This window comes from Paenisporosarcina indica, from assembly GCF_001939075.1.
Taxonomy (GTDB): Bacteria; Bacillota; Bacilli; order Bacillales_A; family Planococcaceae; genus Paenisporosarcina; species Paenisporosarcina indica.
Genome location: NZ_MPTA01000003.1, coordinates 147,811 through 161,691 on the forward strand (window position 1 = coordinate 147,811; position 13,881 = coordinate 161,691).

Below are 13,881 nucleotides of genomic sequence, written 5' to 3' on the forward strand. Positions count from 1 at the left end.
TTTAGACTTTTTAAATGTTATGATTGTTCAAAAGACAGAGAGGAGAATCGAATCACTCAGTCTTGAAGTACGATGATACAATTTGAAGGTAGTCTTGCTCAATAATCTAAATATCTAAGAATACTAGTGATGTCCAGCTCTCTATTCAACGTTTTCATACATATGTTTTTGAAATGCGTCTGGAATCAGAAATCTTGTACAATTAAGGAGAATATATGATGACAACCCTGAATGATTTACCTTCTGCAAAAGTAGAAATGCTTATTAGAAAATCGGTTGAAGAAGTGTTTGAGGCTTTTATCGATCCTGCGATTACGACGAAATTTTGGTTCACGAAAAGTAGTGGGAAATTAGAAACGGGAAAAACTGTAAAGTGGGATTGGGAAATGTACGGCGTTTCTGCAACTCTTGTTGTTAAAGAAGTCGAGATTAACAAACGAATATTCATTCATTTTGAGAACAACACCACCGCCGAATGGATTTTCACTCCTCGGGCAGAGAACGAAACTCTTGTCACGATTATCAACACAGGCTTTACAGGTGATCGAGATTCCATCGTCGAGCAAGTCATTGATTCAACTGGTGGATATACAATTGTTCTTTCCGGATTAAAGGCACTTCTTGAACACAATATTGTCTTGAACCTTGTAGCTGATAAAGCTCCGGATGCTAATGTGAATTATTGATCTTAAATAGTATTCGTAAATTGAATAAGCCACCGAGAAAAAGAATGCGGTGGCTTCGTTGTGAACTGTTTTTATGCAAGGCGCAAATGAACTCTCTCGTTTTTCATTTATTTTCAACAGCATTCTTTACCATAGCCTCATTTACATTACCTCCGCTATTATGTAAAAACTTCGTTGGCAAGCAACTCATACGAACGGGTTCGGTCTGAGTAGGAATGGGTGATGGTGACAATCATGAATTCATCATTTTGATACAACGCTTGTAATTTAGTCAGTTTTGACAATACTTCTTTTGGATTGCCAATCACCGTTTTACTCCGCATCACTTCCAACGACTTTAGATCTTCGCTGGAGTAAGGATATTGTTCAGCTTTTTCAATAGAAGGAACTCCATCAACACCTTGACCTTTTGCAAGTTGGATTTTCCATAAGAATCCACTTAATGCAAGTTGTTGTGCTTTTTCCGTCGTTTCTGCACAAATCATTGACACAGCCACGATCGATTCGGGTTTTCGCAACTGGGCATTTGGTTTGAAATGATCGATATAGTTTTTCATTATTTCTGGCCCGTCTTTATCGCTCATGAAATGGCCAAATGCGTAGGCCGTTCCATTCTCCGCTGCGAGTTTTGCACTCTTGCCACTCGTTCCCAGAATCCATGGTTGAGGTGAAATAACGGGAAGGGGTGCAGCAGTGATTTTCGAGTACATATGTTCAGAGGGAAAATCATCATTAATAAAATGAAGCAGTTCCTTGAAAGTGGCTGGCATGTTAAATACGTTTTGCAGGAAATTATCCGAAAGAGCCATCGTTACTTCAGCAGAACCACCGGGAGCCCTGCCAATTCCAAGATCAATACGACCTGGAAACAGAGTGGCAAGCATATTGAAACTTTCAGCCACTTTTAATGGTTTATAGTGTGGCAGTAAAATGGCACCAGCTCCGATGCGGATTTTTTCCGTGTTGGCTCCAATGTATCCGAGCATGACTTCAGGTGCTGAACACGCAAGCCCTGAAAAGTCATGGTGTTCAGCAATCCAGTAACGCGTATACCCCATTTTCTCCCCGCTTTGTGCAAGTTGCATGGACGCTTCCATTGCCTGCCTTGCCGTTGCCCCAAAAGATACCGGTGATTGGTCTAATATGCTTAATCTCATGATAGTTTCCCCCCATCACTACTTAGTTTCAATGAGCTCCAGTTGGAAATCTGCAACAGTTTGTTCATCCTTAAAATCATTTCTGGAAGTCGAGTAATTATTGATTGTTCCTTTAAAAGCCAACTCTTTTTCCGGTACTTTCACATCAAAGGTTGTTTTATATAAGTGAACAGTGACATCATGATATTCTGTCCCGCCTCTTACCTTGAAATCAAAACGAATTGTTCTTAATTCTTTGCCAACTTTATTAATAACACTCTCTTTGAAATTTGAAACGTTGAGTACAAATTCATCCAATATCACTTCAATATCCATACTAGATTCCCTCCGTCATTAGCTAAGTTTGATGAAGAAAGAGAGCATCAACTTTATATGCTCTCTTTCACATTTATCATTTAATTTGTCTACGCATTACGGATTCGTGGACCAAAGTCCCGCTTCTTTAATAAAGATTCGTTTGTTCAGTTTCAATTGTGCGACGATAAACTCCGCAATATCTTCGGGTTGCATCACTCTGTCCGGATTGCCGTCCGTTAAGTTATTTTCGATGGCCAGATCCGTTGCAACGGTACTAGGTGCTAGAGCTGTCACACGAATGTTATGCTTACGCACTTCCATCGCCAATGACTCGGTTAGTCCGAACACGCCAAATTTGGAGGTACTGTACGCACTTGTCAAAGGCGCTCCTTTTTGTCCTGCTGAAGACGAAATATTAATAATATCGCCGGATTTCTGCTCGATCATTCCAGGAAGAACAGCACGAGTCACATAATACACACCCATCAAATTCACTTGAATGATTTTCTCCCAGTCCGATACTTCCAAGTCCATGAAATTACCGAACTTCGCTATGCCAGCATTATTGATTAGAATGTCCACTTGTCCCAGTCCGATTGTCAATGAATCGATCGCCAGATTCACTTCATCATTAGATGATACATCTGCTTTTGCAATAAAGGCTTTTACACCGAGTGCTTCCACTTCCTTCGCAACACTCAGTAATGTTTCTTCAGATTGTGCTAAAAGACCTACATTCACTCCTTCAGCAGCTAATGCAAGCGCGATCGCTCGTCCGATCCCTCTCCCGGCACCGGTAATGATTGCGTTTTTACCTGTTAAAGTTACGCTCATAAACTTCCCCTCCTCTGAATGCTTAAGTAATTTCCAAACACAAAGTCAGTATATCTTAAGCTGGCAATTGATGAAACAAAGTCGACTTTAAACCAATGACCTTCAAACTGGCACCTGAACTACAACCCAGTCGAGCAAAACAGGACAATCCTCCAGCCATCCGGATCTTCAATCGTAATTCCAGCGTCTCCCCAATAAGGATTTTCTGCTTCAGCTTCAGGATATCCCATTTCCTTCAACCTACTAGCAACGATGGAAATTATATCCCAATTCGGTAAATAAAATACGAGCAAATTGTCTTTAGTTGGAGCAGGGCAAGGTGTACCTGCTCTATGACTCGTAAACTCCAAGTGAACGTTCGCGTCAGGCATGCCATACATGACACCATTAAATTCATTATGTTCCCAGAACTCACCGATTCTCTTTAGCCCTAAACCCTTTTCGTAAAACGCTATGACCTTCTCAAGTTGATCTGTTGGTCTTGCGATTCTCATTTGAACGACAGGAAGTGCATTGGACCAAGCCTTTTTCACCTTGACTGTCAAAGGTAAGCTCGAATGTTTCAAAATTTGAAAGTGTTCCCCTTCTACTTCAACTACTAGCGGATGGATTGTAGCGGGTCTATCTGTCGGATACCAATTCCGCCCTTCCTTGACCAAGACAAAATTTCCAGACTCATCACCATAAAAACGAAATGTATCAGATGAAGAATGATTCACGTTTTTAATTGGAGACATGAACTTACTCATTTCCTCAACACTTTCACAAGGGAGCCCGATCTCACATACATCAACCCAACCTACATGATTTTCACCAATTTGGATAGTACGCTCCAAAATCTCGAGAATGTTTCCATTAGGATCGGTAAAATACAGTTGCTTGCCCTTCCAATATCCACTCAATTGACCATCAGAATCAGGTAAGAGATTAACGTGACGCTCTATCAGTTTCTTGAACATATAGTCATAGAAAGCAAGATTAGTCCTTAATGCCAAATGGTATAAAGGAACTTCATTGTCACTAGATTGTAAAAACGTAATATGAGTATTTCCTGCTCGTACTGTAAAAAAACCATCCTTTGCCCTTACGATTGGCATCTCCAAAATTTCAGTATAGAACTCTCTCATTTTTTCAAGGTTACCGGTCTCTAATACAATTCTAAGAATTTTCATTTTCAACACCTCCATTCAATTGTACTAGAGCCCTTAATCAAACCATATGTACAAAAGGATGAAAGGTTTCTACATCTTTTGGATGAGCAATGAAACCGATACTGGATTTCGCTAAATACCATTCAACACTTCCAACGTTGATATCACATGTTCCAGAAAATCTTTAATGTCGCCCATATGCTCCTCATTAATTTTATGGTTAAATGCCACTTCAATAATGTCCAGGTAACTTGGTGGTGAATCTTTTACATATACGAAACTCAGTGCTTGAGTGATCGGGAGGTCAGGTTCCCAAATCTTGTTTAGCGATTCCTCAATTTCTTTACACTGGTTGGTTACGTTTTGAATACGCTTATAAAATCGCAAGTACATAGAACAACCCGGACTTTTTCCAGGCTGCTCCAATATCTCTGCTGCCAGTTCTTCAATAGAGGCTTCTATTATTATTTCTGCTTTCACGTCTTGCTGATCGACCAGTGTAAATTGAATACCAAAATCTCGTTTAATGATAGAAAAATCCATTCGATCGAACCTATTTGTAATCGCAATTTTGCGATCTATATTATCTAAATCGTACACCTGGTTTTCTATTGCTACTTTTAAGTTTTCAAATATTGTTGGATCATACATATCGATTCCTCCAGATTATATTCCCGTGCACTCATTATTTTTTGTGCGTGAAGAAACTTTCCTCCAAACATTCACAGCTTCATTGTTTTGCCAGCTGTTTTTTGCTGATTTTCATCCAGTTAATGTAGCCGTACACACTATTCAGGAGAAATGCAGACCACATGACTAACATGGACCAATCGTTTCCGCCAGATGTCATCAAGATAATCGCCCATAATGTAATTGAAAGAACATTAACGGCAATCCATAAAATCCATTGTTCCACATAACGTTTCACCAATAATAGTTGTGCCACCACTGACAAAACAACAGCGATTGAATCAATACGAACTTGTTTGCCACCCAATGAATGTAAAAAATATGCATAAATAATAGAAGAAACAACAATAACAAGAGATAACTGAATCCATTGTTTTTTATTTAGTCGTTTTACAATCACATCTTCGCCTTTTGTACTTTCTCGCGTTTTGTTTTTATTCCATAAATACATACCGATAAATTGAAACGGGAAATAAAAAAGTCCGTTTAACATCGCTTCACCATACAAACCGTAACTAAATGAAATGTATGAATAAGTTCCCGATTGAATAATGCCGAAGAAATAATTTGAGATTTTCCCTTTGGCAATTAATACTACGGCAATCATTCCAGTAATTGAAGAAATTAAACCAATCAAAGAATCTCCCAAAGCAAAAAACAAATAAATGTTTATGGCCGTAAAAACTGCCAACCAAATTTTTTCAAATGTTGTCCACTCATGCCATATGCGTTTTAACATTCATACTCTCCCTTTTGGAAGAAAAAATTAATCGGTCACGTATCTTTAATATTGAAAAAAAAAAAAATACTTTTGCCATTATTTATCTTCCTAAAACAAGTGTGCATGATATTGCGGAGTTTCATCCCTATAATGTTTTTTGATTGAAATGGTACAACGCTTCATTGACTGCATGCATATCATGGATGCGATTCTTAAGACAATACTGGATGATTAAATCGAATGTGCTGCTACCCGATAAGGAATATCCAGCAGAACTTAGCAAAGCATCGGTTCCCTCTTTGTCTAACTGCAAGGCCAATGCAAGCGCAATAGTTGTATTTTTCCCTGGCCGATAGTCCGGTTTGCGGATTTTCGAAAAATGTCTTCGATCGATACCCGCCTTCTGATAGATTTCTGTATCCTGTACACCAGCAATGTCGATTAATCGGAACAACTCTTCGTTCAATGTTGGTTGGCGATGATTGTCAATATAGTCCTCCAAATCAGTCGTTAAGAAAATTTCCGACTCAAGCTGATTCACCTGGCAAATCGCTTTTTCGCTTAAAACACCCAGTTCTTGAATATTCGAGTGAGACTGAATATAGTCGTGTATATCAATCAGAGTCTGTTTATCGAGCATGGTTTTGCCTCCCTAAATGTCGCTTTGCAGGCGACCATATCATGGTGAGATATTGCTAGTATTATCATAACAACAAACGAAAGAGGATGATGACTTTGAATGTGAATGTAACCGAAATTATTTACCTTCTCGATCGCAGCGGGTCCATGTCAGGACTTGAAAGTGATACCATCGGCGGTTTCAATGCATTTATTGCAAAGCAGTGCCAACTCGGTAAAGTGTCACTCACGGCAGTTCTATTTGACGATCAATATGAAATCCTATGGAACGGAATCGATGCATCAGTCGCAAAGCTGACGCATGAAAATTATTATGTAAGAGGTACTACTGCCTTGTTAGACGCAGTCGGCAAATCAATACTTGATGTTAATCACAGATTAACTCATACACATGCTGATCAAAAACCAGGAAAAGTCATATTTGTCATCACCACAGACGGGATGGAAAACGCCAGTCGAGAATTCACGTATGAAAAAGTGAAAGAACGTATTAAACATCAGGAAGAGAAACATAACTGGGAGTTCATTTTCATCGGAGCCAACATGGATGCGGCAAAAGAAGCCAGCAGCATGGGGATACAATCAGATAATGCCTTTAACTTTGTCGCATCAGAAGTGGGTGTCGAGTCCATGTTTGAAATGGTGAATGAAAATGTGTCAAGAAGACGGCGACGGCGTTAGTATCAATCGGCGGGTGACTTCATCACTCCCCCCATCCCTCTGTTTTCAGACCTTCCTACGCTGGATATGCGTCCGTTGTCCCTTACATTCTGTTTTACCCGATCACCCAATTTCTTTCATAAAAATACCCCTTAAAAGGTAGTTGACTACTAAAAAGTCCTTTCAATCTAAACAAGCGAGTCTTCCCTCGATAACATCCTGGGAGGACTCGTTAGTTTTTTATAGACACCACACTGATTTAGATGGTATCAATATGCCTAGGCAGAACTAGCGCAGGCGCCTTTCAAGTGTTAGCCGGAGCATTATTATAGGGAATACTTAGTCCAGTCTATAATGGTGTCTTTTTCAGTGACATCCATAATGATAGGAAAAGCTATGAATACTGGATTCGGGGGAGTCCCCAATGTTATACATATCTTTGAAAAAAGGATTTGTAGGCTCCAGCCTAGAATATTTCAGTAATGAAATAATAAAAATTAATTTTCGAGAGGATGAATAGGGTATGCATACATTCAATTCAATAGTAGAAGATTACAACCTCCTTCATAAAAAGCAAGACATATTAAAGATTGCGGCTTCATCAATTGGTATTTTGAAAGAGAAAACTGACGATAAAAATATTCAAATTGGTGGATCCAAATTTGGAGGACTTCCTGATTTACCACCTTCCTTTTCTTTTCCCCAATACCATAATGGCCCCTTATCTTTTTTAGCTCAACTTAACCTAAAAGATCTTACATTTTCAGAAACCGATGATTTGTTGCCAAAAACGGGAATGCTGTATTTCTTTTACGATGTAGTAAATCAACCATGGGGCTTTGAAAAAGAAGACAGTGATAGTTATAAGGTTCTTTATTTCGATGGGGATTTAGATGACTTATCTCGCACTTCCTATCCTCAAATAACGGAAGACTATTACCCATTACCATCGCATAAAGTGGAATTCACAAAAATGCTGACTTTTCCTGAAGATCCAGTAGGCTTGGAACTGGACGAATCAGAGTTGGATGATTACTTTGAGTTCAGGGAAGCAATCATGCAACCTCGTAAAACAGACAATACCCATCAAGAACTTGATGAGGAATCGGCTATTCCAAAACACTACCTCCTAGGTGAACCTTTCAACATACAAAATAACGTATTGGAAGATGTCATTTATTATGAGAATGACGAAAAAATAGAATGGAATTCAGCTGAAATGGACTCGAAAAGAAAGAAGATGACCTTACTATTTCAAATGGACAGTGACGAGGATTTAGATGTCATGTGGGGCGATGTAGGAATGCTTTACTTTTGTATATATAAAACCGACCTAATCAAAAAACAATTTGACCAAGTAAAGTTTATTCTCCAGTGTTACTGATACCCAATACCGGATTAATTTAAGTATTATTTTCGTATTGACACGGCCGGAGGATGCATTTTCGGCCACTTTTGAATTTCATTTACAGGTAACAGTCACGACCTGATAATCGTCAGCTAAAGAAAAGTATTCTGAATGCTAAACCGTACAATTCACCCGAAGTCTCATGTATGCATAGCATATGGATATGTGTAAATTAACAATGGAGGAATGCGTATGGTACTTTTTCAATCTTTTCAAGGGACCATCACCATGATCAGTGATTTCCCGATAAGTACAAATGGTGAAGACGAGGGTTGCTATACATTACTATCGGTCGATAACGGCATGGGGGCATCAGTAAATTTCGTGGTGGCACCCACAACTTATTTTGTAGACCACGTAATGGTCTCAGTAGGAGACAGGGTAACTGGATATTATGATGGGAATGCCCCTGTTCCCCTTATTTACCCACCCCAATATCGGGCACTTGTCATGGTAAAAGACAATCCAAATCAAAATGTAAAAGTAGACTACTTCAATAGTCAGTTGGAAAGTCGTGATGGGCAGTTAAAATTGAATCTTTCACCCTTCACGCCAATCGTTTTGATAAATGGGCAAGCCTTCACACGGAATCCTGCGAACCGCAATCTAATTGTGATTTATGGACCGACAACCAGAAGCATACCAGCCCAGACTACACCTTATGAAATTATTGTTTGGTGTTAGAAACCACATGGTAGACATACGACTAATTCAGAAATATATATGTTTTTATATATTCCTGGGTTTTTCACAAAGTAGGTAATAATGATGAAATTTTCAATTGGTTGATTTATCGATCCATTATGTACCCGAATAATTTCATAGAAGGTGCCAGGCTGGGGCATGGCTGATTTTTTATAACACAGGGTGCAATCATAACATTAGTACCCGAAAATCATTGTTTCGATTTTGGTAACAGTAATTCAACGCTAGTTCCCATTTTCACTTGGCTGGTGATGTGGATTGAACCTTTGTGTGTTCCTATAATGCGAAAGCTCACAGTCATTCCCAGCCCAATGCCTTTTTCTTTGACGCTATAGAAAGGTTCACCAATGTGTTTTATACGGGTCTCTTCAATTCCACATCCATTATCCTCAAACTTAATGGCAAAGTAATCCTCATTTTTCTCATAGATTGTAATCGTAACTTCACCATTTGTAGAGATGGCTTCTAGCGCGTTTTTAATTATATTTATAAACACTTGTTTCAATTGACTATCATTACAATATGCATTGAATTGATTGTCTTCAATCAAGTTTAATTGTGAGTTTTGAAGCGACGCTTCCGTCGACATCAATTGAACAACTTCCCTAACAATCGTATTTATGTTTTGATTGGAAAAATTGATATCAGTTGGTTTTGCTACAAGTAATAGTTCCGAACAAATGCTATTAATCCGATCAATTTCACTCACTAAGACGTCAATATGATCCTCAATTTTAATTGATTTTTCTTGATGCATTTGCATAAAGCCTTTAATCGTTGTAAGTGGGTTTCGTATTTCGTGTGCAATACCCGCAGCTAATTCACCTAAAACCGCCATTTTTTCAGATTGTCTTAACATGCTCTCGGTTTCTTTTAAATCAGTAATATCTCTACCAATCACTAGTAATGCTTTTCTGGAACCATCTTTATTAAAAATTGGCACTTTGAATGCATCAAATGTTTTGTTTGAACCATCTCGTAAAGGAATAATTTCTTCACACCGACTTACCCCTCCTTCCTTCCACGCTTCCTCGTCTGTATCAATACAGTAAATTAAAGAATCATGATAAAAATCGGTATATTTTGCTACCTCTTCGTCTGTTTTCCCTTTGTAATCGACGTTCTCTAATTCAAATAACTGAGCACCAAATTTATTTATTTGCAGCCACTTTCCATCACCATCTTTGAACGAAACAAAGTCGGGCATGGTATCAATTAACAATGTTAGCTTCTCTTTTTCTTCTTCAATTTGTTTGGAATGGCTTAAACTTTTTATAAGAACAAATAAGAGTATTGCTGTGATGAAAACGAATAACAAACCTTTGATTGTTTCTACGATAAAGACTTTTTCAGCAGACATGTTTGACATTCTTATTAAATAGTCTGTACCAAGAATCCAAAATGGTCCTATGATTAAATAGATATATGGTATCTTTCGGAACATTTCTATGCTTTTTTTCATATTTTCCCCTTAGAATATTAGATAGTAATTAGTTATTTTCGCATATAAATCATGATTCGGCAATTTAATTGGAATTATATAAAAAATAATAAAACATGGTCTCCTTCGATTATCTCATGTATAGTGCCCAATTTTTTGTGCGCATTTAAATTTCATATTTTGAGTTGCAAATCAAATGCTTCCTCAGTTCTTAATTCCCCCCTCTCCGAACATACCTCTCTGTCTAAATTGGCATTAATTTGTCAAATTATTTCCCATGAAAATATGCCAAAAGTCGTCATTTCCCGTGAAACATGTCGAATTCGAATGAGATGACACTGGTTACTTTGCTCGTCTCTTTTTTCAGCACTTCCCTCAACAAGTCTTTCCTCTCCATCCCATGAAACTTTCACGAAGACAAATGGATAATACCGAATAAACAGAATTAACCTCTCTCGAAAGAGTTTCTACTATATACTAGAACTACATACAAAAAGTGAGAGGATGTTTTAAATTGACTCAAGACACACAACAAGACACCTGCCTGATTGGTGAAGCTGCAACCCGTACTTCAAAAACATCAACTGAAATTACAGCGGATGGTTCTTTTAATCGACAAATCAATGCCTTTACAACACCTTTTGGAAATAACCCGGGTGAACTGCCAATTGAAGCCGGACGTTATCGTCTTTTATGGTCTGCCGCTTGTCCATGGGCACATCGTTCTGTCATTGTCAGAAGAGTATTGGGTTTGGATCATGTCATCAGTCTAGGGACTGCTAGCCCCATGCGTCCGAGACTCCCTCATGTGGATTGGGAATTTTCATTGGATGAGAAGGGCGTGGATCCTGTTTTAGGGATCAGATATATGAGCGAAATTTATAAAAAAGCAGATCCCGATTATTTGGGACGCCCTACTGTGCCAGTTATGGTCGATACGAAACTGCAAAAAGCCGTGAATAATGATTACCTCAAACTAACCAATCATTTTGAAACAGCCTGGGCTCCGTTCCATAAAGAACATGCACCAGATCTATATCCAGAACGATTACGGCAAGAAATCGATAAACTGAACAATCTCATCTTCAATGAAGTGAACAATGGCGTGTACAAATGTGGGTTTGCCAAATCGCAGGAAGCATATGAAGAGGCCTATGATACGCTGTTTAATCGACTGGATGAATTAGAGATCCGCCTATCTAAACAACGTTTCTTGTTCGGCGATTTTATTACCGATTCAGATGTACGACTGTTCACCACTTTAGTACGTTTCGATGCCGCCTATTTTTCAGCATTCAATACGAATCGAAATCTAATTCGTGAATTCCCAAGTCTATGGGGTTACGCACGTGATTTGTACCAAACTCCAGGCTTTGGCGACACCACTGATTTTGATGCCATTAAGAGACATTACCATCTATCAATCACCATTTCACCCGAGAAGACTGAACCTACCATCTTGCCAAAAGGACCAAATCTAGCAATATGGAATACACCCCATCATCGGGAACAGTTAAATAAAAGTGATGAGAAATTTCTTATTCAAAAGAAGTAGACAGGTGAAAAGCTTTGATTTGCAGTGAACATCTGCAAATCAAATATTTTTCATTAACCTACAAATTAATCAATACCTCTTCTAATAGATGGTAACCGTTTATAGGCTTTTGAACTGCTGGCAGATTTTACTATAGAATTTATATCATACTAAAAAGTTATGTGGTGATTTCATTGTTTAAAATATTGTTGATAGAAGACGATACTTCCTTGTTTAACGAAATCAAGGACAGGCTCTCACAGTGGTCCTACGAAGTTTCGGGGATTGTTGATTTTAATCAAGTCATGGAAGAATTCATAACCGTAAAGCCTGATTTGGTCATTATTGATATCCAATTGCCTAAGTACGATGGCTTTCATTGGTGTAGGTTGATTCGGGCGCATTCGAATGTTCCGCTTATCTTTTTATCCTCCCGCGACCATCCAACGGACATGGTAATGTCCATGCAACTTGGGGCGGATGACTTTATTCAAAAGCCATTTCATTTCGAGGTTCTCATCGCTAAAATCCAGGCGATTCTTCGTCGTGCCTATAACTATAATGCCGAGCCGGTAAGCCTTCACACATGGTGTGGGGCTGCGGTTGATTTTGAAAAGAATACAGTCTCCAATGAAATGGGTTCCATCGAACTGACCAAAAATGAAAGTTTCATCCTGAAGCTTCTCATCGATCAGAAGAACAAGATTGTCAGTAGGGACCAGTTGATGAACAGCCTTTGGGACGACAAACGCTTTATCGGCGATAACACGTTGACGGTCAATGTCAACCGATTGCGCAAACGTCTTGATGAACTAGGACTGGGAATTTACATACATACGAAAGTGGGACTTGGTTACATGGCGTTAGAAGAGGCAAAGACATATGATCCGTAACTTTTTGATAGAAAGAAGTAGCTGGATTCTCCTGTTCGTTTCCTTGCAAGTTTTGAGCCTGTTCATGGCCTATGTGGACGTCACAATCCCATTCGGGTCCATGCTATATGTCTCATTTTTGTCACTCGTTCTATTTACTGTCTTTCTGGTCACTCGCTACTTCAAAGAAACTCGATTTTACAGAAGTCTGATAGAACGGGAAATCAATCTCGATTTTACTGAAATGGCAGAACCGAACAGCCCATTTGAAACGATTGTGGAGCATAGCATCACGGAACAAACCTCCTGGTTGAAAAGTGAGTTGTCGACAAATCTCATCACCCTGGAACAGGAGAAAGATGATCTCCTGTCCTGGATCCATGAGGTCAAGACCCCATTGACCGCCATGCAGTTGATGATCGGGCGAATCGAAAATGAACCACTGAAAGCCCAATTGAACCATGAGTGGCTGCGAATCCACCTCCTGCTTGACCAGCAACTTCATCAAAAACGGCTGACTGTCATCGAAAATGACTTATACATTGAGCAAATCAATCTTGAATCCATCGTTTTCCGTGAAATCAAAACCGTTCAATCTTGGTGCATTCAAAAAGGGATTGGTTTCGATATCCAACTTGAGATAACGGACGTGTTGAGTGATGCCAAGTGGCTGTCCTTCATCACCCGGCAATTAGTAACCAATGCCATAAAATATAGTGAGAAACGAGACATTATTATTCGAAGCTATGCTAAAGATGGCCAGACATTCTTGGACGTAACAGATATGGGAAGAGGTATCGATCCGAAAGACATATCAAGAATTTTTGACAAAGGGTTCACGTCGACTACCCATCACCGCGAGCAGGCATCTACAGGCATTGGTCTATATTTGGCGAAAAAAGCCACAATCCCTCTACTCATCGAAATAGACATCAAATCCACCTTACATCAAGGGACAACTGCCACACTAGCGTTCCCAAAAAGAAATGAATTTCTTAACTTACAGAGCGTGTGACAAAAGTGTCACACGCTTTTGTCATTTGTTCGACCAATCACACGAAAAAAGCGCCATTCATTTCTATAATG

The 13,881-nt window shown here is 39.0% G+C and carries 15 protein-coding genes and 1 pseudogene; 7 read left to right on the plus strand and 9 right to left on the minus strand.

Annotated elements, in window-relative coordinates; genetic code table 11:
• Positions 1 to 218: 218 nt before the first annotated feature.
• Positions 219 to 686 carry an SRPBCC family protein gene (locus tag GY23_RS10070; protein WP_075619094.1) on the plus strand — a complete coding sequence of 156 codons (468 nt, stop codon included), beginning with the start codon at positions 219 to 221 and terminating at the stop codon, positions 684 to 686.
• Between the two features lie 158 nt (positions 687 to 844).
• On the opposite strand, the gene GY23_RS10075 is transcribed toward GY23_RS10070, so the two are convergent.
• The 8 genes and pseudogenes from GY23_RS10075 to GY23_RS10105 all read right to left on the minus strand — a co-directional run bounded on the left by GY23_RS10075 (position 845) and on the right by GY23_RS10105 (position 6,176).
• Positions 845 to 1,843, minus strand: a complete 999-nt coding sequence (locus GY23_RS10075; RefSeq protein ID WP_075619095.1) for an LLM class flavin-dependent oxidoreductase — start codon at positions 1,841 to 1,843, stop codon at positions 845 to 847.
• A gap of 18 nt (positions 1,844 to 1,861) precedes the next feature.
• The gene (locus GY23_RS10080) at positions 1,862 to 2,158 is read right to left on the minus strand and encodes a DUF3219 family protein (RefSeq protein WP_075619096.1); all 297 of its coding nucleotides are present in this window, start codon (positions 2,156 to 2,158) and stop codon (positions 1,862 to 1,864) included.
• Between the two features lie 96 nt (positions 2,159 to 2,254).
• Positions 2,255 to 2,974 carry a 3-ketoacyl-ACP reductase gene (locus GY23_RS10085; RefSeq protein WP_075619097.1) on the minus strand — a complete coding sequence of 240 codons (720 nt, stop codon included), beginning with the start codon at positions 2,972 to 2,974 and terminating at the stop codon, positions 2,255 to 2,257.
• A gap of 119 nt (positions 2,975 to 3,093) precedes the next feature.
• Positions 3,094 to 3,468, minus strand: a complete 375-nt coding sequence (locus GY23_RS18740; protein ID WP_245827644.1) for a VOC family protein — start codon at positions 3,466 to 3,468, stop codon at positions 3,094 to 3,096.
• A 354-nt stretch (positions 3,469 to 3,822) separates the two neighbouring features.
• Positions 3,823 to 4,161 (minus strand): annotated as a pseudogene (locus GY23_RS18745) (VOC family protein); the annotation flags it as partial.
• Between the two features lie 96 nt (positions 4,162 to 4,257).
• Positions 4,258 to 4,776: a hypothetical protein gene (locus GY23_RS10095; protein WP_075619099.1), complete on the minus strand. Its 519-nt coding sequence runs from the start codon at positions 4,774 to 4,776 to the stop codon at positions 4,258 to 4,260.
• A 79-nt stretch (positions 4,777 to 4,855) separates the two neighbouring features.
• Positions 4,856 to 5,554: a nicotinamide riboside transporter PnuC gene (gene pnuC, locus GY23_RS10100; protein ID WP_075619100.1), complete on the minus strand. Its 699-nt coding sequence runs from the start codon at positions 5,552 to 5,554 to the stop codon at positions 4,856 to 4,858.
• A gap of 127 nt (positions 5,555 to 5,681) precedes the next feature.
• A complete protein-coding gene (locus GY23_RS10105; protein WP_075619101.1) occupies positions 5,682 to 6,176 on the minus strand; it encodes a hypothetical protein in 495 nt (164 codons plus the stop codon).
• A 101-nt stretch (positions 6,177 to 6,277) separates the two neighbouring features.
• On the opposite strand from GY23_RS10105, the gene GY23_RS10110 reads away from it, so the two are divergent.
• From GY23_RS10110 to GY23_RS10120, 3 genes are all read left to right on the plus strand, one after another.
• Positions 6,278 to 6,856 carry a vWA domain-containing protein gene (locus GY23_RS10110; RefSeq protein WP_245827645.1) on the plus strand — a complete coding sequence of 193 codons (579 nt, stop codon included), beginning with the start codon at positions 6,278 to 6,280 and terminating at the stop codon, positions 6,854 to 6,856.
• Between the two features lie 502 nt (positions 6,857 to 7,358).
• Positions 7,359 to 8,219, plus strand: a complete 861-nt coding sequence (locus GY23_RS10115) for a YwqG family protein (RefSeq protein ID WP_075619103.1) — start codon at positions 7,359 to 7,361, stop codon at positions 8,217 to 8,219.
• A gap of 216 nt (positions 8,220 to 8,435) precedes the next feature.
• Entirely contained in the window at positions 8,436 to 8,927 is a 492-nt protein-coding gene (locus GY23_RS10120) for a hypothetical protein (protein WP_075619104.1), read from the plus strand.
• 211 nt (positions 8,928 to 9,138) lie between these two features.
• Here the strand turns inward: GY23_RS10120 and GY23_RS10125 are convergent, their stop codons facing one another.
• Positions 9,139 to 10,410 (minus strand): ATP-binding protein, encoded by a 1,272-nt coding sequence (locus GY23_RS10125; protein ID WP_075619105.1) that lies wholly within the window; start codon positions 10,408 to 10,410, stop codon positions 9,139 to 9,141.
• 493 nt (positions 10,411 to 10,903) lie between these two features.
• On the opposite strand from GY23_RS10125, the gene GY23_RS10130 reads away from it, so the two are divergent.
• The 3 genes from GY23_RS10130 to GY23_RS10140 all read left to right on the plus strand — a co-directional run bounded on the left by GY23_RS10130 (position 10,904) and on the right by GY23_RS10140 (position 13,810).
• Entirely contained in the window at positions 10,904 to 11,944 is a 1,041-nt protein-coding gene (locus GY23_RS10130; RefSeq protein WP_084544102.1) for a glutathione S-transferase family protein, read from the plus strand.
• A gap of 173 nt (positions 11,945 to 12,117) precedes the next feature.
• Positions 12,118 to 12,816, plus strand: coding sequence for a response regulator transcription factor (locus GY23_RS10135; RefSeq protein ID WP_075619106.1), 699 nt, complete (start codon positions 12,118 to 12,120; stop codon positions 12,814 to 12,816).
• Positions 12,806 to 13,810: a sensor histidine kinase gene (locus tag GY23_RS10140; RefSeq protein WP_075619107.1), complete on the plus strand. Its 1,005-nt coding sequence runs from the start codon at positions 12,806 to 12,808 to the stop codon at positions 13,808 to 13,810. The genes GY23_RS10135 and GY23_RS10140 overlap by 11 nt, the downstream gene beginning before the upstream one ends.
• Positions 13,811 to 13,881: the final 71 nt, after the last annotated feature.